The 20,026-nt window shown below is 43.0% G+C and carries 15 protein-coding genes; 13 read left to right on the forward strand and 2 right to left on the reverse strand.

The window, feature by feature from the left end; translation table 11 throughout:
* The first annotated feature begins 12 nt into the window (after positions 1-12).
* Together ACFQV5_RS00600 and ACFQV5_RS00605 are read left to right on the forward strand one after the other, a co-directional pair.
* On the forward strand, positions 13-909 hold the full coding sequence (locus ACFQV5_RS00600) for a carbohydrate ABC transporter permease (RefSeq protein ID WP_379242539.1): 897 nt from the start codon (positions 13-15) through the stop codon (positions 907-909).
* A gap of 51 nt (positions 910-960) precedes the next feature.
* Positions 961-2,634 carry an ABC transporter substrate-binding protein gene (locus tag ACFQV5_RS00605; RefSeq protein WP_379242541.1) on the forward strand — a complete coding sequence of 558 codons (1,674 nt, stop codon included), beginning with the start codon at positions 961-963 and terminating at the stop codon, positions 2,632-2,634.
* Positions 2,635-2,787: 153 nt separating this feature from the next.
* Here the strand turns inward: ACFQV5_RS00605 and ACFQV5_RS00610 are convergent, their stop codons facing one another.
* Entirely contained in the window at positions 2,788-3,246 is a 459-nt protein-coding gene (locus tag ACFQV5_RS00610) for a MerR family transcriptional regulator (protein ID WP_379242543.1), read from the reverse strand.
* Positions 3,247-3,341: 95 nt separating this feature from the next.
* Between ACFQV5_RS00610 and ACFQV5_RS00615 the strand changes: the two genes are divergently transcribed.
* From ACFQV5_RS00615 to ACFQV5_RS00650, 8 genes are all read left to right on the forward strand, one after another.
* Positions 3,342-4,190, forward strand: coding sequence for an aldo/keto reductase (locus ACFQV5_RS00615; RefSeq protein WP_379242545.1), 849 nt, complete (start codon positions 3,342-3,344; stop codon positions 4,188-4,190).
* A 404-nt stretch (positions 4,191-4,594) separates the two neighbouring features.
* Positions 4,595-6,736, forward strand: coding sequence for a peptide ABC transporter substrate-binding protein (locus ACFQV5_RS00620; RefSeq protein WP_379242547.1), 2,142 nt, complete (start codon positions 4,595-4,597; stop codon positions 6,734-6,736).
* Between the two features lie 80 nt (positions 6,737-6,816).
* Entirely contained in the window at positions 6,817-7,779 is a 963-nt protein-coding gene (locus ACFQV5_RS00625) for an ABC transporter permease (protein ID WP_379242549.1), read from the forward strand.
* Positions 7,780-7,816: 37 nt separating this feature from the next.
* Positions 7,817-8,719 carry an ABC transporter permease gene (locus ACFQV5_RS00630; RefSeq protein WP_379242551.1) on the forward strand — a complete coding sequence of 301 codons (903 nt, stop codon included), beginning with the start codon at positions 7,817-7,819 and terminating at the stop codon, positions 8,717-8,719.
* A gap of 1 nt (position 8,720) precedes the next feature.
* Positions 8,721-9,707, forward strand: coding sequence for an ABC transporter ATP-binding protein (locus tag ACFQV5_RS00635; protein WP_379242553.1), 987 nt, complete (start codon positions 8,721-8,723; stop codon positions 9,705-9,707).
* Positions 9,697-10,656, forward strand: a complete 960-nt coding sequence (locus ACFQV5_RS00640; protein ID WP_379242555.1) for an ABC transporter ATP-binding protein — start codon at positions 9,697-9,699, stop codon at positions 10,654-10,656. The genes ACFQV5_RS00635 and ACFQV5_RS00640 overlap by 11 nt, the downstream gene beginning before the upstream one ends.
* Positions 10,657-10,684: 28 nt before the next feature.
* Positions 10,685-11,647 (forward strand): glycoside hydrolase family 113, encoded by a 963-nt coding sequence (locus ACFQV5_RS00645; protein WP_483874785.1) that lies wholly within the window; start codon positions 10,685-10,687, stop codon positions 11,645-11,647.
* A gap of 84 nt (positions 11,648-11,731) precedes the next feature.
* Complete coding sequence (locus tag ACFQV5_RS00650) at positions 11,732-12,784, forward strand: LacI family DNA-binding transcriptional regulator (protein WP_379242557.1); 1,053 nt, start codon at positions 11,732-11,734, stop codon at positions 12,782-12,784.
* Between the two features lie 126 nt (positions 12,785-12,910).
* Here the strand turns inward: ACFQV5_RS00650 and ACFQV5_RS00655 are convergent, their stop codons facing one another.
* Positions 12,911-13,204 (reverse strand): alpha/beta fold hydrolase, encoded by a 294-nt coding sequence (locus ACFQV5_RS00655; RefSeq protein WP_379242559.1) that lies wholly within the window; start codon positions 13,202-13,204, stop codon positions 12,911-12,913.
* Positions 13,205-13,427: 223 nt separating this feature from the next.
* Between ACFQV5_RS00655 and ACFQV5_RS00660 the strand changes: the two genes are divergently transcribed.
* The 3 genes from ACFQV5_RS00660 to ACFQV5_RS00670 all read left to right on the forward strand — a co-directional run bounded on the left by ACFQV5_RS00660 (position 13,428) and on the right by ACFQV5_RS00670 (position 19,920).
* The gene (locus ACFQV5_RS00660) at positions 13,428-16,433 is read left to right on the forward strand and encodes a glycosyl hydrolase 53 family protein (RefSeq protein ID WP_379242561.1); all 3,006 of its coding nucleotides are present in this window, start codon (positions 13,428-13,430) and stop codon (positions 16,431-16,433) included.
* A gap of 161 nt (positions 16,434-16,594) precedes the next feature.
* Positions 16,595-18,331 (forward strand): sensor histidine kinase, encoded by a 1,737-nt coding sequence (locus ACFQV5_RS00665; protein ID WP_379242563.1) that lies wholly within the window; start codon positions 16,595-16,597, stop codon positions 18,329-18,331.
* A gap of 14 nt (positions 18,332-18,345) precedes the next feature.
* The gene (locus ACFQV5_RS00670) at positions 18,346-19,920 is read left to right on the forward strand and encodes a response regulator (protein WP_379242565.1); all 1,575 of its coding nucleotides are present in this window, start codon (positions 18,346-18,348) and stop codon (positions 19,918-19,920) included.
* The last annotated feature ends 106 nt before the right edge of the window (positions 19,921-20,026 follow it).

The raw sequence follows: 20,026 nt of genomic DNA on the forward strand, positions 1-20,026 counted from the left end.
TGAGGGGGTGACATGATGAGCAAATTGATTAAACCAACAGTCGGGGATCGGATATTCGATGTATTTGTATATGTAGTACTAGGTGCAGGCTTTATTGTCGTAGCTTACCCACTGTTATTTGTCCTTAGTTCATCCTTTAGCGATCCGCAAGCCGTTGTTTCAGGGAAGGTGTGGTTATTTCCTGTAAAACCAACTCTGCAAGGTTATGTAGCGGTGTTCAAAAATTCGCAAATCGTAACTGGATTCATGAACTCTTTGTTTTATATGGTTGTCGGTACAACACTGAATATCGTTATGACTGTGTTTGCGGCTTATCCTCTTTCTCGTAAAGAGTTGCAAGGAAGAAGTGTAGTGACGCTTTATTTTGTAATCACGATGTTTATTTCAGGGGGACTCATTCCCAGTTACCTGCTTGTCAAAAATTTGGGATTGTTGGATTCTCGCTGGGCCCTGATCATCCCGGCTGCAATGTCCGTTTGGAATGTCATCATCACGAGGACGTTCTTTCAGGCAACCATTCCACAAGAGCTCTATGAAGCAGCGCAGCTAGATGGTGCAGGAGATTTCCGCTTTTTGGCCAGCATCGCCATCAAGCTATCAGCTCCGATCATTGCTGTAATGGCGCTTTATTACGGCGTCGGCCATTGGAATACGTACTTCAGTGCACTCATTTATTTAAAATCGCCAGAGCTGTTCCCACTGCAAATCATATTGAGGAGCATTCTAGTGGTAAACAATATCGACCCGACAATGGTCGTGGACTTTGAGGTGCTGCAGCGCAAACAAGGTCTGGCCGATGTGCTGAAATACGCCGTCATCGTAGTAGCTAGCGTTCCTGTTCTACTCATTTACCCATTTGTACAAAAATATTTTGTTAAGGGCGTCATGATTGGTTCGATTAAAGGCTAGTAGGTAATGAGTCCTGGCAGATGAAAAAAATAAATTTATGTGGGGGTTACAATGAAGAAGAAATTTCACTTGACGGTCTTATGTGTCATCGTTCTCGCAATGATTACTTCAGGATGCTTTTCTAAAAATGCGAGTTCAGGCGTTACTGAAGAGCGTGAAGAAGTTGCTGAGGGAGAGACATTCCCAATTGTACAAAATAAAACGAAGCTCAAATTTCTTGTTATACAAGATCCGATGATTATCGATTACAAGAATAATGATTTTGTTAAATGGTACGAAGAGAAAACAAACATTGAAATCGAGTGGGACGTCATTCCATCAGATTCGGCCACGGAAAAGGTGAATCTAATTTTAAACAGCGGTGAACTGCCGGATGCTTTTTTTGGGGTCACATTTAATGAGGAACAATACGCAGTATCTCAGCAGATGTTCTTGCCTTTGGACGACATGATACCGAAGTATGCGCCAAACTTTGAAAAAGTTATGCAGAAACACGATGGCCTGCGAGGCATTATTACGGCAACGGACGGAAAAATTTACGGCTTGCCTTCATGGAATGATTGTTACCATTGCAGCATGTCGAAAAAAGTTTGGATCAATAAACATTGGTTGGAGGAGCTTGGGCTGGAAGAACCGAAAACAACCGAAGAATTTTATCAAGTATTGAAAGCGTTTAAAGAGAAAGATCCGAACGGCAATGGAAAGGCTGATGAAATTCCGTTTGCCGGAGCTACCAGCGGATGGAACACAGATCCAAATATCTTTCTCATGAACGCATTTACGTATACCAATTCGGATGACTTAAAACTTATTGTTAAGGACAATAAAGTGGAAACCATTGTGAATACACCGGAATACCGCGATGGATTGAAATACATTCAACGATTATATAAAGAAGGCTTGCTTTATAATCCCTCGTATACACAAAATAATGATCAATTGAGACAATTGGCAGCCAACCCAGATGCCGAAATATTAGGAGCTTTTGTGTCGGGGGCGAATGTCAACATCATTGATGAGGCATCCGTCGGCCCGGAACGATACAGACATTATGTCGCACTGGCACCACTCGAAGGTCCGAACGGCGTTCGATATGCAACCCATTCGAAATACGATGCTGCTATCCCGGGATCATTCTATATTCCGGCTACGAGCAAGAATCCGGAAGCTGCGCTTCGGTGGGCTGACTACATTTATACCTTCGAAGGAGCCATTACAAAAAAAGTAGGGTTGAAGGGAGTAGGATGGGAAGATCCCAAACCGGGCGATGTTGGATTGAATGGGCAACCGGCTCTATCGCAAAGAATTATTCCATATGTCGAGGAACCGCAAAACCATTCATTAATGCAGATCGGGATCAATTATGCACCGGAGGAATTCCGATTTGGCGAAGCGGTGGATCCGAATGTGGATCCCTTTAGCGCAGAAGGGTTAGAGTTGATGTTACGTGATGAAACGAAAAATAAATATGAACCCTATGTTCCAAAGACCGATGCATTATCTGTATTACCACCCATTAAATTCAAGGATGAAGAGAGTCAGCAAATTCAGACGATATCCGTCGAATTGGCCAATTATGTAAAGGAATCAACCGTTCGTTTTATTACGGGAGATTTGAATCTGGATATAGATTGGGATAAGTATGTAGAAAGTCTGGACAAAATCGGACTTAAACTATATCTGGAAACTTACCAGCAAGGTTATGATCGTCAGTACAAAGAATAAAAACGCTGGAAAAGGAGAGACGATAACACTTTTCACTCGTTGTATGTACGATAAACATTAAAAAAGAGACCTGCGCTCAAGGCACAGGTCTCTTTTTTATCCCCCTTGATCTCCCAGTATGCATGGGGTTGTTAGGGAGTAATCAAGAGAAAATTAAAGAGAATTAACGGAACATTGGTTTCTAATATCGAAAGCCTCATCATCGTTTTTATTCTTATCCCATTGATTGGGATTAGTTACGTCTATAGAAATTTCTCCACTAATCAATTTTTGGTACAAAGCCAACTTATTGTCCAAGTACTTTGCACAACGCATCAAGTCTATTAATTGATTTTCTATGTTCTCTCTTTGTTGTCGAACAATTTCAATTCTCTCTGGCAAAGATTCGTCTCCTATTAAACACAGTTCAATATAACTTTTAATAGATTCTAAGGACATCCCGCTATCTCTTAAATTCTTTACTCCTAATAACCACGCTACTGAATCTTCATCAAATATTCTTACGTTATTTTTATCTCTTTTTAATCCAGGAATTAAATCATGATCTGTATAAAATCGGATGGTATGAGGATTCATTCCCAAACGCTCAGCAACATCTTTTACTGTATACATATGAAATCTCCTATCTATATTTGACTTAGAGCGACTCTAAGTTGATATAGTCATTTTAGAAACAAATCCAATAATAATCAACAGGAGGTTATTTAATGCAAACAGTTAAGCTCAATAATGGTATTGAAATGCCAATTGAAGGATATGGGGTTTATCAGGTTTCACCAGAAGAAACGGAACAATGTGTATTAGACGCTTTAGAAGTTGGCTATCGTAGTATTGATACTGCAGCAGCGTATATGAATGAATCAGCTGTAGGTAATGCGATTAAACGTAGTGGGATTCCTAGAGAGGAACTGTTTATTACGACTAAATTATGGGTTCAAGATCAAGGTTATGAAAATGCGAAAAAAGCTTTTGAAACATCATTAAACAAGCTTGGATTAGACTACCTTGACTTATACTTAATTCATCAACCTTTTGGTGATGTTTATGGATCTTGGCGTGCGATGGAAGAATTATATGAAGAAGGAAAAATTAGAGCCATTGGTGTTTCGAATTTCGAAGCAGACCGTTTAGTCGATCTAATCTTAAATAATAAAATAGTTCCAGCAGTTAATCAGGTTGAAGTACATCCTTTCTTCCAACAAAACGATGCTAAAGCTGTTATGGATGAATATGGTGTAAGAATGGAAGCGTGGGGGCCTTTGTCTGAGGGTACCAACAATATCTTCCATAACAAATTACTAGAAGACATTGCAAAAAAATACGATAAGACAGTTGCTCAGGTCATCTTACGTTGGCACATTGAACGAGATGTGATTATCATTCCTAAATCAGTTCGAAAAGAACGCATGGCAGAAAATATTAATATTTATGATTTTTCACTGAGCCAAGAAGATATTGAACAGATTGCTACGCTTGATTTAGGTAAAAGTAATATAATAAATCATCACGATGTTGAAATCGTGAAAGCATTGAATAATGCTAAAATTCACGATTAAAGAAATGACTTTTCATTTCATAGGGAGGATAATATTTACCCCAAAGGCCGCATATAGATTGCGGCTTTTTTTGTTTTTTGTGCCTAACAAAATTGCTAACGCCAAAATTCGCCATTATATATCATAACTTTACCTAACAAATAACCATCCGTGTTAAATGTATAAAAAAGCGACAAAACATTGATGTATCAGGATAAAATAAGCCAAAAAAATGATTATTGACAAATTTTAGAAGCGAATTTAAAATGAAAGCGTTATTAAAATTAGGTGTTTAGCAAGGGGGTTAGCCTAAATTTAGTTTTCTTGACTGGGGTCTTGGAAGAGGTTTTCTTGTTTTGTTTGGAATGTATGTTAGCTTTTTTTGGAATCTTCAAAAACATTTTTTTAAGGAGGATTACTTAAAGGTGAATAAGAAAACCACATTTTCGGCTATAGTCTTGTCATTGGCGTTGATATTTACGTCTGCATGTACAGATAGCAATTCCAGCAACAGCAATAACAAGAGTGGGGTGGATAAAGGAGATAACGGGACGAAGACGGTCATCACGGAAGAAACACAGTCGCCCAAAAATAAAAATAGCTCGGATCCGGAAATTAAAGCAGGAAGTTCTGTAACCGTTTTCAATCCCAAGATGCCTACCTTGGATCCTACGCAGTGGCAAGGACAGATTTTGGTGGGGCAAGGTACTCTGCTTGAAGGACTCTACGGCTACAATCAAGACCATGAGATCGTTCCGAAAATAGCCACAGGCTATACGGTATCTGAAGATAAAAATACTTGGACCTTTACACTCAGAAAAGATGCGAAATGGTCCAACGGTGATCCGGTAACGGCACATGATTTCTATTATTCATACATGTATCAGCTCGATCCGGCCAATACGACCGGACAATTATGGCTCAGCGTTCTTAACTTCGTGAAGAACAGTTATGCCTATCATGCCGGTTCTGTGAGTAAAGAGGAAGTCGGATTGAAGGTCATTGACGACTATACCTTGGAAATTACAACTACGTTACCGCATGCTTTATTGGGAAGCTTGGTTCTCTCCGGCTCCATGCCGATGAATCAGAAAAATGCCGAAGCCCATCCGGGCAAATGGTTTGAACCGGAGAACTTTGTGGGCAACGGACCTTACATGGTGAAATCCTTTACCCCTAACGGCGAGCTCGTGATGGTAAGCAATCCTAATTATGTAGGACCAGTCGACCAACTGAATCACGGGAATGTCGAGACAATCCACGTGCTTCCGGCAACTACGGTTCCGGTCCAAGACTATATGTCCAAACAAACGGATGTAGTTCTCGTTCAGACGGCTTCAGATTTGCAGTATGTCAAGACTACGGATTTGAAAAATCAACTCTACTCAGCACCGAATTATTCCATTCGATATATGGCATGGAGCAATCCTAAAACGGAATCGCCTTATGATAAAAAAGAAGTGCGTCAGGCTATTGCAAAAGCGGTTCAGCGTTCTCCGATCGTAGATTCGGTCCTGAACGGATTAGGTGGAGCGACGAACATCTTTGCCACCCCGGGCTGGCCGACCGCAGAAATGGAGAAGGGTATTGAAGAAGATATTGAAGGCGCAAAGAAATTACTGAAGGATGCTGGCTATGAAGGTGGCAAAGGCTTGCCGACGCTTACGCTTTATATCGGCGTTAAACAAGTTGATGCTCAGGGTGAACAAATCGCCTTGGCGCTTGGTCAAATCCTCCAGCAAAATTTGGGCATCAAGACGGAAATATCTCAATTGAACGAAACGCAATTCAACGCCTACCAGTACAGTGGACCGCAAGCGGATGCGAAACCAGGATTTGTATTAGCTTCCGGTGCTACGAACTGGAGTGAACCCGGAACTTTGGACATGGGGGCAACTCAACAACTCTACTCCATCGGAACGCTCGATGCACCATTAGAAGCTACCCAAAAATTCGTTGACTGGAGCAAAGACGTCTATTATAAACCTGCCATAGAGCAATACGGTAATCCGGAAGATGCGAAAGCGGGAGTGGCATGGAGTGACTGGGCAGCTCTAGAAAAGTCGGCACAAGAGAATATCGAATTTCTGGAAAAGTGGATTTCCGAACAGCCAGAGGAATGGAAGCCTTATCTGAAACAAGATGGAGTGCCAACGACAGCTGAGCAGTGGCAGCAAATCGTCGATGTTTGGAAAAACGCTAAGACCGATGATGAGAAGCATGGTGCTTTTGTGACGGCTTGGAACTTCGTAGCGCCAAATGCACCTGGCGGAAAATTGAATCAAAACGCTCTGGATGTTCAAGTCTACTTTAACAAGTACACTTCGGAAATCACAAAAATACGGGATCAAAGAATGTGGCAAGCTCAATTTGTGAATGCCTTGACCGTTGAAGAAGCCGCTCCAATCACAGCCAAGCTCGTTAATTCTCTCTTGGAAGATGCTTATGACATCCCGCTATTCTATCAAGTGCAGTACTTCTTGGTGAAACCGGGCATTACCGGGGTGCAATCCAACCCTTGGGCGTGGGGCAACTTCTATAATCTTCATTTCTTGAATGTCGAATAGTTGAAGTTGTGAAGTTTGAATAATTACTGATCGAGGGCATCTGTACGGGTGCCCTCGAATCGGTAAAGGAGGTGGCGATCATGGCCATTTTAAAATTTATCTCCAAGCGTATCGTCCAAATCATTATCACCTTAATCTTAGTTATTTCGGTTAGCTACATGATGATGTACTTTTCACCGGGGGGGTTCATGAACACGAGTACGATGGCCACGGCTCTAGCGCCATTGCAAGGTCAGAACCCAGTCCTCTATCAGGAAGTTATGGATCAATTCCAAAGCCGCTATGGTCTGAATTTGCCGCTTTGGCAGCAAATTATGAAATATGTATGGCATGAATTAACGTTTGATTTCGGAAACTCTATGCAAAATCCATCGCTTTCGATCATGTCGCAACTGGAGCGAACTTTGCCGGTTAGCACAATTCTAGCGTTCAGTTCCGTACTATTGGCGGTGATTATCGGAGTACCGCTTGGTATTATTGCCGCATTAAAACGGAATACCTGGATCGATTATCTCGTCAGTACGGTCTCGCTTGCAGGTCAAGCTATACCTGCCTTTGTTCTCGCGGTTATTCTGGTTTTGTTATTTGGTGTTGTCTTTCAAGGGATACTGCCTGTAACCGGTTGGGGGAACTGGAAGGAAGCTATTCTACCAATCATTTGCTTATCCGCCGCGAATGTCGGCGTTGTTGCCAGATATATGCGGGGAAGCTTGATCGAAACCTTAAGGTCCGATTATATTCGTACGGCCAAAGCCAAAGGGGTTAAATATTGGCCTATGATCATGAAGCATGGGGTTAAAAACTCACTGACCGCGATGATTACCGTCATTGGACCGCAATTTGCCTTTACTGTCATGGGGACGATTTGGGTTGAGCAAATCTTTGCAATTCCGGGTCTTGGACAGATCATGCAGACGGCCTTTACCAGCTTTGATTTTCCGCTTGCCATCACATCTGTATTTTTGCTGGGCTCCATGATCATGATTATGAATTTATTGGTGGACATTATTTATTCCATTATCGATCCTCGCGTCAAATTATAAGCAGCTAGCATGTATATGATCATAGGAGGGGGCGCATTTGGCTAGTACCGTTACAAAGACTCAATCAGACGTTGTCCTGAAAAAAAACAAAAATATTCGCAGATCGGAACTTTATCAAGGTTGGAAACGATTCAAGAAACATCGACTTGCCGTGATTGGTCTAGTATGGGTCGTCATCTTCTGCCTCGCAGGAATCATCGGTCCATGGGTGGCTCCGTATGATTACCGGACCGGCGATTTCTTGGCGATTAATCAAGCCCCGACATGGAAGTATATTTTTGGGACCGATAACGTAGGACACGACATGTTCAGTCAGATTCTGTACAGTATCCGAAGTGCACTCATTATCGCTGTTGGAGCGACTTTAGTCAGCTTCATTATCGGTATTATCTTGGGGCTGTGGGCAGGTCTTCGTGGTGGAATCGCAGATATGATTATTATGCGTGCCGTCGACTTTATGATGACGCTGCCGGGATTTCTCTTTGCCTTGATTTTGGTAATTATGCTGGGTCGCGGTTATTGGTCTTTGATATTGGCTATTGGGATTCCGGGTTGGGCGGGTTATGCGAGACTCATCCGGAGTTTGGTACTGGGCATGCGCAATAGTGAAATGGTGGAAGCGGCGAGAGCCATGGGCGCTTCTCAGTTTCATATTGCCAAACGGTATATGTTGCCGAATGTCATCGGCAGCATGGGAGTAGCACTTGCCTTTGGCATCCCAGGGGACCTCACGCAAATTGCTGGACTTAGTATTTTCGGTATGGGACTTCAACCTCCGATCCCTTCGTTCGGTAACATGATTGCCCAAGCCAGTGAGAACATTCTTGGATTTCCATGGTTGTTATATTTTCCGGCAGGCATCTTTGCGATCACGCTGCTTTCCTTCCTTTTTGTAGCAGACGGTCTTCAAGAAGCATTCAGTCCAAAAGGGGGCAAATGATATGAGAGAGCCGCTACTTTCGATCGAGAATCTTCAAGTAAAGTTCTCCAGAAGCGAAGATGAAGTTTATGCTGTGAACGGCATCAGTTTTGCGATTCATGAAAATGAAGCGTTAGGAATTGTTGGCGAGAGCGGATCTGGCAAATCCGTAACCTTGATGTCTTCGATCGGTCTTCTCCGCGAAAATGGAAAAATAACATCTGGCAAAGCTATGTTTCAAGGAAAAGATTTGCTGAGGTTACGTCCTAGACAGTTGGAAGACATTCGCGGACGCGACATTGGTGTGGTATTTCAGGACCCAATGACAAGCTTAAATCCGATTATGCGCATTGGCGATCAGATTATGGAGGCCATGCTGACACATCAATACGCCAGCCGGAAGGAAGCTTTTAAAAGAACGATTCAACTTTTGCAGGAAATGGGGATTCCCGATCCACATACGCGGTTTAAGAATTATCCTCACGAGTTCTCCGGAGGGATGCGTCAGCGTATCATGATTGCCATTGCTCTGGCTTGTGAACCGCAATTGTTGATTGCTGATGAACCGACAACGGCACTTGACGTTACGGTTCAGATGCAAATTCTGGCTCTTTTGCAGGAACTGCGCAGAAAGCGCGGAATGAGTGTGGTCATTGTGACGCACGACTTCGGCCTGGCTACTAATTTTTGCGATAAAATTATCGTCATGTATGGGGGCCAAATCATGGAGACGGCCAGTACAGATAAGTTTATTCGCAAGGCCATGCATCCGTATTCCCTCGGGTTGAAACGTTCGATTATTGAAGTAGGACACAAAGGAAAAGAGATTATTCCTATACCAGGGGCAGCAAAGTCAATTACGGAGACCCCGACAGGTTGCCCGTTCGCAGAACGATGCCAGTTCAGAAGTGAGCGCTGCCTCAACGAAGTACCGGAGCTTCGAGCCTTTGATGTTGATCATTATATAGCCTGTCATCATGTTGAGGAGGTCGCTTCCTATGCTGTCTAATTCTCCTTTGTTGCAAGTAGAGAATGTCTCGAAAACTTTTCGTGTTCAAGGGAAAAAACTGCATGCTATCGAGAACGTTTCTTTTACCTTGGAAGCGGAAAAAACACTGGGAATCGTAGGCGAGAGCGGCTCGGGGAAATCGACATTGGGACGAATGGTGCTGCGCTTGCTGGAGTCTGATAAAGGGAAGATTATTTTCGATGGTATGGATCTATCAAAGATCAAGAAAAAGCATCTCCGTGAATTGCGTCAGCAGATGCAAATTATTTTTCAGGATCCCAAAGCAAGTTTGAATCCGAGAATGACAGTTTACGATGCCATTGAAGATGCTATGGTGATTCATAAAATAGGGACGAAGGCAAGCCGGCGCGCTCGCGTACTGGAATTGCTTGAACGGGTAGGTCTGCCGGATGAAGTTCAGTATGCTTATCCCCATGAATTGTCTGGGGGACAATTGCAGCGCGTTGGCATCGCCAGAGCTTTATCGCTAAATCCGAAAATGATCATTTGCGATGAACCTGTATCCGCACTCGACGTATCCATTCAGGTTCAGGTCATCCAGTTACTCAAAGATTTACAGAAAGAGTTTAACCTCACCTACATTTTTATTTCACACAATCTGGCGGTTGTCGAATATTTGAGTGATGAAATTGCCGTTCTTTATTTGGGAGAAGTGGTAGAGCAAGCCCCGGCGCATGAACTGTTTAAAAAACCGACGCATCCTTATACTCAGGTACTGCTTAGTTCGATATTAAAAATTCCGGAGAGTCCGGAGAAAAAGCAGAAGATGACATCCATCCAAGGTGAAATACCATCTCCTTTAAATCCGCCGAATGGATGCACATTTCATCCAAGATGCCCTTTTGCAACGGAAATCTGCGTTAGCGTCAAACCGGAGCAGAGAAAAGTATCTGAAGGCCATTTTGCTGTTTGCCATCTAGTAGAATAAGACAGCTGCAAGTGGGAGGAGTGACGAGTTGTTTATAAAAGGTATGACTTATGGGTGGAACAGCAAACGCGGAGATTACCGCCAGCCCCATGCGCTGGACTCGCTCCGTAAATTGAAGGAGACGGGAAGCGAATGGATCGCTTTGGCTTTTTATACGGTTCAGCCAAGCGTTTATTCAACCGAAATACCGTTCGATTATGGCGTTACGATGACGGACCGGGATATCGAATACGCGGTTAAACATGCTCACGCGCTAGGGTTAAAGGTATGCCTGAAACCCGTCGTAAATTCAGCTGATGGCATCTGGCGCGCCCACATCGGTTTTCCCGAAGAAGAGGGAGCAGAGCCGTATTGGAACGCTTGGTTCCGTTCGTATACTAACTTCTTGTGTCACTATGCCGAGCTGGCGCACGAACTCGGTTGCGAGATGTTCTGCATCGGCTGCGAAATGGTCACCACAGAAAAGAAAACCGGACATTGGGCAGCAGTGATCGAGCGAGTACGACAGATATACAGCGGTCCGATCACTTATAATGCCAATCATGGCAAAGAAGAAGGAATTGCCTGGTTTGATCGGGTGGATATTATCGGTACCAGTGCTTATTATCCTGTTGCGAACCATCCTGGGGACAGTGAGGAGGCGATGATGGAGAATTGGCTGCCTGTTAAGGATAAGCTATCTCAGCTGCACGCCAAATTCGGCAAGCCAATTGCCTTCTTGGAGATCGGATGCCGAAGTGCTTTGGGGTGCGCAACAATGCCATGGGATTTTTTGCATAAGGAGCTGCCCGTGAGCGAGGAGGAGCAGGCAAACTTCTATAGCTCTGTCATCAAGACATTCTGGGAGGAGCCTTGGTTTGCAGGCTTTTTCTGGTGGGATTGGAGTGTGAAGTTGTATCCTCTGGAAGAGGCAAAGGTGAATAACGGCTTTGATATTTATGGCAAAAAAGCAGAGCGAGTATTGAAGGAATGGTACGTCAAGAAACGGTAATAAAAGATAACTCGGCTACTAAAATGGTATGGTTTGTATAATTTTGTTACAATGAGAGAAGTTGATCATGCGGAGGGAACCTCATTGAAAAAAGTAACGATGCATCAGATTGCCGAACGGGTCGGCGTGTCCAAGTTTTCCGTATCTCAAGCATTGTCCGGAAAGCCGGGAGTATCTGAAGAGACGAGGATGAGGATTGTTCGGGCTGCGAATGATCTCGGATATTCTATGAAGACCAAATCTCTCAGAAGAGAAAATAGTAGCGGGAGCGATTTCATAGGGGAAACGTCCGTTTCCAAGGGGACCGTTATTATTCTCATGCCGAATGTTCGATTCCAGAGCCGTGAATCTCTGTTCTGGGGAAGAATCATCGATGGCGTCTCCGTGGCCTTGGCTGAGCGGGAAGTTGGCGTCATGATGGTGACTGAGGGGTACTCGGATCGCGCGCTCAAAAGTATTAACCCGGACGGCGTGTTGGGACTAATCGGCATCGGATATATCGCGACCAACCTTCTTCTCGAAATCCGCTATTTAGACATTCCGTTCGTTCTTGTTGATCATGAAGATGCACTCGTTCCCTCTGACTCGGTATACATGAATAATTATGATAGTATGAGACAGATGACATCCCTTGTCCTGCAAAAGGGCTATCACGATATACGTTTCGCTGGAAACCCGGAATATTCCCGTAGCTTCCATGACCGCTGGCTCGGTTTTCGCATGGTTATGGAGGAGGCTGGCTTACATGTTCCTAAGCCGGAAGAGGATCCCTTTCTTCAAATGGAGGAGCACGCCTATCTCATTGTCGATCGGGAAATTCCGAAACTGGTTTCAGAGGGGAAATTGCCTTCGGCTTTTATTTGCGCGAACGACTTTTTTGCCTATTTGATCTTGAAGTCTCTGGTTGCAAACGGTGTCAAAGTGCCCGAGGAAGTAGCCGTAACTGGATTCGATCATACGGATGAAGAACGGGACCCGACACTTCCCTCTTTGAGCACCATTCACGTTCCGAACGAGACATTGGGAAGACGAGCTGTCGAGATTTTGTTCCATCGGCTTGCGAACCCGAATCGCCCATTCGAAAAAACAATGCTGCATGGCGCTCTATTACTTAGAGATTCCTTTAAGAAGGACTGAACAGATAGCACAATAGCCAAGAAAGACCGTAGGTTGATTGCGGACTTCCTTGGCTATTTTTGTTGTAATCATATCAATCATGAGCAGCGCCAGCTTGGGACAGAAACAAGAATTACAAATGCTTGATTACGGATGATCAGTAAGCTTTTTCACTCTAAAAGGTCTGTAGAACTCACGTATGTTCTGGGCCAGAAGATCGGGTTCTTCCATAGCGGTAAAATGTCCGCCGCGAGGCATTGGAGTCCAGCGAGTTACATTTAGATTATGTACAGCCCATTCCTTGGGCGGCAACAAAATATCTGCAGGGAACATTGCAATGCTTGTTGGCACCTCTATATGGCCTAATGGTGGTAAAGAATGAGAATTTTCATAATACATCCGTGCTGACGAACCGATTGTGTTCGTAACCCAATATATCATTATATGAGTGATTAGTTCTTTCTCGCTGAATCTTTGTTGAAGGCTACCATGACAATCGCTCTATGCACGGTATTTTTCTAGTCACCTTAATGGTGACTTTTTGAGTATTTCCATATTTTATTCATTATAGTATATTTACATAGTACATTTAGCTGTAAGGGCTTACAAGAAAGAATGACAACCTATTTGTATAGGAAATTTAAAATGAAAAGGTGATGACAACATGAGATGTAAACAAAAGGTTTTCTCTGTATTATTAGTAGCGCTGTTAATAGTAAGTTCACTATCCTTTAACATGGGGACAGCAATGGCTGCAGTTTCAACGAATAGTTCATCCATTGTGAATGGCGGTTTTGAGACTGACTTTTGGAATGATCAATCATGGACAGTGGAGACGAATAATTGGGATCAATTAGAACTTAGTCAATTTCCATATGCTAATGATTCCTCGCTTAACCCAAATGAACAAGCATTTAAATATTGGATCAAGGAGACTGCAGCTGGAAAACCGACTTTTTCGGTGAAGCAAACCATTCCGGCCCTCCCTGCAGGAAACTATGAGCTATCGCTCAAGTCGATGGGGGGAGCTGCAGAAGAAGCGGGAAATGTTGAGTTATTTGCAGGAAACAACAAAGGCACTGTAACTGCCACCACGGGCTATAATGAGTGGGGGACGGTCAAACTCAAGTTTGTTGTGGAGCAAGATACTATGAATCTTGTCGTTGGAGCGAACATAAGTGGTACTCCAAAAGCATGGGGATATATGGACAGCTTTGAGCTGAAGCAAGTGAGTTCCGAATCGGAATCTCCGGTTGCTGCGGATATTACTGTGAAGAAGGTTGAAGGTCTCCGGTCTGACTTTATTAAGGGCGTGGATATCTCCAGTATTCTTTCTTTAGAAAAAAGCGGTGTCAAGTTTTATAACGAAAATGAAAAAGAGCAGGACATTTTTAAAACGCTAAGTGACGCTGGGGTTAACTATATTCGGGTGCGCGTATGGAATAATCCTTTTGATTCAAATGGAAATGGTTATGGCGGGGGCAATAATGATCTCGCAAGTGCGGCTGAAATTGGCAAAAGAGCTACCGCTAATGGTATGAAGCTGCTCGTAGACTTTCATTATTCAGACTTTTGGGCTGATCCGGGCAAGCAACATACACCAAAGGCATGGGAAAACATGAGCTTTGAGGATAAGAAGAAATCCTTGTACGACTATACCAAAGACAGTCTGAAATACCTGCTTGAACAGGGTGTAAAAGTTGGTATGGTTCAGGTAGGCAATGAAACCAATGGACAATTTGTAGGTGAATCTGACTGGTCAAAGATGAGTGAATTGTTTAACGAGGGGAGTAGGGCGATACGTGAGATTGATCCTAGCATTCTGATCGCGCTGCATTTTACCAACCCAGAATCGGAAGGCAGATATGATTCCTATGCACAAAACTTAAAGGATAATAAGGTAGATTATGATGTCTTCGCTAGTTCATATTATCCATTCTGGCACGGCACATTAAGTAACCTTACTTCTGTCCTGAAACAGGTAGCCGATACGTATGGTAAAAAAGTGATGGTTGCCGAGACCTCGTACACCTATACTGCTGAGGATGGAGATGGACATGAAAATACTGCACCTCAAAGTTCAGGTCAAACCTTAAATTATCCAATTAGTGTCCAAGGCCAGGCCAGCTCGGTTAGAGACGTGATCGAGGCCGTTGCAAATGTGGGTGATGCGGGAATTGGTGTGTTTTATTGGGAACCTGCATGGCTTCCGGTAGGTCCAAAAGAGAACCTAGAAAACAATAAGCAGATTTGGGAGAAATACGGTTCTGGTTGGGCAGCTAGCTATGCTAAAGAATATGATCCTAAAGACGCAGGGTTATGGTATGGCGGAAGTGCAGTTGATAATCAAGCATTGTTTGATTTTAATGGACATCCACTTGCTTCGCTGAATGTTTTTAAATATGTAAATACAGGGTCGGTTGCTCCTGTTGCTGTAGATGAAATTAAAGATATCTCGATAACGGCGATTGCTGGAGAGCAAATTCATCTTCCGGAAAATGTAAGCGTTACATACAACGATGGAAGCTCAGGCAAGACTTCAGTAGTCTGGGACCAAGCTGCGTTTGAGAAAGCTATTAGCCAGGGAGCTGGCAGCTATGTGATTGGTGGAACTATTGAAGGTGGTCAGGCGGTAAAGGCTTTTCTAGTCATTAAACAAGAGAATCTTGTCCTAAATGCAGGCTTTGAAAGTAATGATAGAAGCATGTGGAAAATCAGCTATCCAGAGGGAACAAAGCCGCATACAAACTATCAGAATAAAGCATCAGATGCTAAGAGCGGAAACTATTCTCTTCACTACTACTCCGAAGATGCGGTGAACTTTAGAGTAGAACAGGCCCTTTCGGGGCTGAAACCGGGATATTATAATCTATCTATGTTTATACAAGGTGGAGACACTAAAAATCCTAATATGAATCTATTTGCCTTAACAGGAAGTGAAGAAATTAAAAAAGAAACTAGTGTAAACGGATGGGTACAGTGGAGTAATCCTGAAATTCAGAATATTCTCGTGACTGATGGAACGCTTACGATCGGTGCTAATATTAAAGCTGATGGAGGCGCATGGGGAACAATTGATGATTTTTATCTTAGCTTTGATAAAAGTATTGAAGAAACAGTAACAGTCCCCTCATCTGATCCGACGAAAGACGTTCAACTAAGCGATATCTCCGGGCATTGGGCAGAAGCCGAAATTAAACAAGCGGCGAGTATGGGGATGATCAAGGGGTATAAAGGTGGAACATTTAAACCGAATGCTGCGGTAACACGCGCTGAATTTACGGTTATGCTGATGAATGCGTTGAAGCCTAAAGAAAATGGAGTGGAACTGGACTTCAAAGATTCAATCCCAGCATGGGCTCAAAAACCCATTGCACAAGCCTTAGAATCAAAATTTATTCACGGGTACAAAGACAAAACCTTCCGTCCGAGAGCTAGTCTAACACGCTCGGAGCTTGCGGTTATAGCCGCTAGTGCAGCCGGAGTAGAATTAGCGACCTCAGCGTCATCAGATTTTGCTGACGCTAACCAAATTCCTGGTTGGGCAAGAGATGCGGTTGCAGCTGTGAAGAAGTTAGGAATTATGAGCGGACGTAATGACAATTTATTTGCACCAAACGAGACAGTAACAAGAGCAGAGGCCGTGTTGATCATAATGAATCTACTGTAAAGACTTTAAGAAAGGAAATAGACCGTCCTTCGGACGGTCTATTTCTATGAGGATTCAAACAACGTATGGATCAAATCATAGTAACTTTTGCACTGCTTTGTAGAACGGATGTCGACAGCAGTTAGCAGCTTGCTTGCACTCGGATAAAAGGGAGTATTCCAATGGAGAGATTCATATCTAGTAAGAAGTATATACCTTTCACATACAAGATGATGATTCCTTATCTCATTCTTGTATTGCTAACAGACATATTGATCGGTTATATATCCTATACCATGCTAGTAGAGTCGAGAACCGAGATGGCCGAAACGAATGTGAGGACGGCTTTGAAGCAGACCAGGAGCAATATTGAATACCAAACCGATGAAATCAAAAGAATGACTAATTCGTTGTTTCTTAATACGACTTTTCAAGATGCGCTTCAATTTAGAGGCGATCCTTTGGAGAATATGCTCAAAATGAGAGATGATATTGTCCCTTATATGAAATCACCGCTACAGCTATACGGGAATAAGCTGAGATTTGTGCTTTATACGGTCAACGAAACGATGCTTGAAATTGATGGTGACGATATGTCCATGCCCATTAGTAGAAGTGATTATTATGTTCTGTCACATCAAACGATTGAGAACGAAGAATGGTTTCATTCAATCGTAACCAACAACAAGGATGGCTTGTGGTTTCAAACGGAGAACGATCGGGAGATGGGCAATATTTCATACTTTCGTAAGCTTGTAACATCAAAAGTAGCTCCATCCATCATTGGATATATTCGTGTAACAGCACGTATCGATGAGCTGTTTGGTAATTTTGATGCTTTTCCTACGGAACAGGGTATTCAGCTTCGACTTATGGATACGAACCTTGGAAAGCCTATCTATGAACTAGGAACCGAGAATGGAGATCCAGACCCAAACTCATCTCTATTGATATACGAAGAGCTTCCAATGCCAGGCTATGTTATTGAAGCGCGTGTACCAAATTCCTATCTGAACAAGGATGCAGGCAAAATGCAGAGAGCGATTGGTACGGTTTGTTTAATTAGCTTTTTGGTCATGGCTTTAATTGGATTCATCGTGGCCCGTATGTCCGGAAAGAAAATTAAGCGAATTGTGTATTTGGTCAGATCGTTTCAGGGGGGGAACTTTTACAAGAGAATCAGTTTCCACGGCAACGATGAATTTGTTTATATTGCTAATAGCTTTAATGAAATGGCAACAAATATCCAGGAACTGATTCAGAATGTCTATGAGCAGGGATTACAGAAAAAGCAAGCTGAACTAGATGTGCTTCAAGCGCAGATCAGCCCGCATTTCTTGTATAATACATTGTCTACTATTGGCAGTTTGGCCAATTTAGGAGAGGTCGAGAAGGTTACACGGATGGTACAAGCTCTTTCTAAATTTTATCGTCTTACGTTGAATGAAGGTCAGGTCTATATCTCTATTGAACAAGAGCTGGAGCAGGTAAGAATGTATCTAGATATCCAGAAAGTAAAATATGCGGATGCTTTTAAGGTGTATTATGATATCGATCCAGAAATTTTACATGTCCCGATTATTAAACTGATCCTGCAGCCTTTCGTGGAAAATATATTCAAGCATGCTTGGTTTGGAGAGTCGATAGGAATTCGAATTACAGGAAAGCATCTAAAGGATCGAATAGAGCTTAAAGTCATAGATAACGGAATTGGTATGCGCCCGGATACCCTTCAGAAGATGCGATCTAGTCTGGTTCTCCCAGGCGGTTATGGCCTTAGAAATGTGGAGGAACGGATTAAACTGAGATATGGCAATGATTTTGGCATTCATATCGGGAGCTGCTTCGGAGGAGGAACGACCGTTCAAATCATTTTACCCGTGGATAATGCTGAAATCCGGAATGTTATGGAGGAATAAGGGGGATGGTGGCGATGGAGATCAACATTCTGCTAGTGGATGACGAAGCAGTTGAATTGGAATGGCTCAGACGACGTGTCGTGGGCAATGAAGATTTGCCTTTGCATAGCGTTAGAACGGCGACAAGCGGGTTTGCTGCTTTAAATATGATGGAACAGTATCCGATAGACATTATTCTCTCCGATATTCGTATGCCGATCATGTCGGGAGTGGAATTTGTGCGAAAAGCGAAAGAGATTAATCCTGAGGTTCATATTCTTTTTATTAGTGGACATCAGGATTTCAACTATGCCAAAGAGGCTATTCAATTGAATGCATCCGGTTATTTGCTCAAACCGATTGATGATGATGAACTGAAAAAGGCACTGAAGGAGCTGTGCGCCAAGATCGAGAAGCAGAGAAAGCAGCACATCTCCTTATCGGAAACGTTGTCACTTGTTAATCAGGAGCTGCTGCTCCGCTGGTTTAATGAATCCGCTCCAGGACAGGTCGAGACGCATATACATAACTTTCTCAAGACATATTTACAAGGCGCTACGGCGGTCGCCATCATTGAAATCGACGACATGGCATGGAAAATTCAAACCTGGCCTGAAGAAAAGCGGAGTTTGTGGAGCAGCAAGGCAAATCAATTTATCCGGAAGTACGTTGAAGATCATAATATAGGCTTGGTCTTCACTACCTATGACTATCACTTTGTTATTCTAGCTGCGATACAGGAGCCTTATTTCACTGCCTTAATGGAAGCGCTGATTCAAGCATTTTATCAGGAATTTTTCTATTCAATTACGATCGGAGTAGGAATGTATACTTCTGAATTAGAAAGGCTTCATGATTCCTACCGGCAGGCACAGGCAGCGCTAAGCATTAAATGGATTGTTGGAAAAAACAGAATCATCCATGATGCTTCTGAGTGGCAGCCCAAGAAGAAAATAGCTACCGATCTAGAGGTTATTGTTGATCGGATGCTTAAAGCGATGCTTGAGTACGACCTTACGACCATTGACGATTGCTTGCTGCAGCTATTTGACGGCGATAGTCCGCTTTCTCACAAGAACGATATCTATGAAATCATTATCCGCATTACCTCTAAGCTTCATGCCGATCTGCAGCAAATGAATGAGCATCTGTACGAGATATTAAATTGGGATTCTCACCAGCCATTTGTACTGTTTCAGTTCGAAACCGTGCACGATATTCTCTCATGGCTCAGAAAACGGTTCTTTGAACTCTCAGAGCTGCTTTATGTGAAGCGGCAAAGGCAAAAACGAAAGTTGATCGATGAAATTATCGAATACGTAAAGGAACGGTTGGAGAATAAAATAACACTGAACGAAGTAGCTGCTCATTTTAATTTTTCACCTAACTATCTTGGCCATCTGTTCAAGGCTGAAACGAATAGTCTCTTTAGCGATTTTATGAGTGAGCTGCGCATGCAGAGAGTATGTGAGCTTCTCGAGGATCCGACTAAGAAGATCTATGAAATTGCTGAGCAAGCTGGATATAAGAACATTATTTATTTCAACAGGCAGTTCAAGCAGTATATGGGTATGTCGCCCGGCGAGTACCGAAAAAGAAATAAGATTTGAATAAATAGGGATAAGACTCAAGTTATCGGTAGACCTGAGTCTTATTTTTTTATATATATCGTTGAATTAGTATTATGTTTAGTTGTTTTGCTGAATTATTTGATGG

It is taken from the genome of Paenibacillus sp. GCM10028914, from assembly GCF_042666275.1.
GTDB lineage: Bacteria > Bacillota > Bacilli > Paenibacillales > Paenibacillaceae > Paenibacillus_AQ.

Coding starts and splice junctions, on each gene's coding strand:
- ACFQV5_RS00600 (WP_379242539.1), top strand. CDS start 13: ATGATGAGCAAATTGATTAAACCAACAGTCGGGGATCGGATATTCGAT.
- ACFQV5_RS00605 (WP_379242541.1), top strand. CDS start 961: ATGAAGAAGAAATTTCACTTGACGGTCTTATGTGTCATCGTTCTCGCA.
- ACFQV5_RS00610 (WP_379242543.1), bottom strand. CDS start 3,246: ATGTATACAGTAAAAGATGTTGCTGAGCGTTTGGGAATGAATCCTCAT.
- ACFQV5_RS00615 (WP_379242545.1), top strand. CDS start 3,342: ATGCAAACAGTTAAGCTCAATAATGGTATTGAAATGCCAATTGAAGGA.
- ACFQV5_RS00625 (WP_379242549.1), top strand. CDS start 6,817: ATGGCCATTTTAAAATTTATCTCCAAGCGTATCGTCCAAATCATTATC.
- ACFQV5_RS00635 (WP_379242553.1), top strand. CDS start 8,721: ATGAGAGAGCCGCTACTTTCGATCGAGAATCTTCAAGTAAAGTTCTCC.
- ACFQV5_RS00640 (WP_379242555.1), top strand. CDS start 9,697: ATGCTGTCTAATTCTCCTTTGTTGCAAGTAGAGAATGTCTCGAAAACT.
- ACFQV5_RS00655 (WP_379242559.1), bottom strand. CDS start 13,204: ATGATATATTGGGTTACGAACACAATCGGTTCGTCAGCACGGATGTAT.
- ACFQV5_RS00660 (WP_379242561.1), top strand. CDS start 13,428: ATGAGATGTAAACAAAAGGTTTTCTCTGTATTATTAGTAGCGCTGTTA.
- ACFQV5_RS00665 (WP_379242563.1), top strand. CDS start 16,595: ATGGAGAGATTCATATCTAGTAAGAAGTATATACCTTTCACATACAAG.
- ACFQV5_RS00670 (WP_379242565.1), top strand. CDS start 18,346: ATGGAGATCAACATTCTGCTAGTGGATGACGAAGCAGTTGAATTGGAA.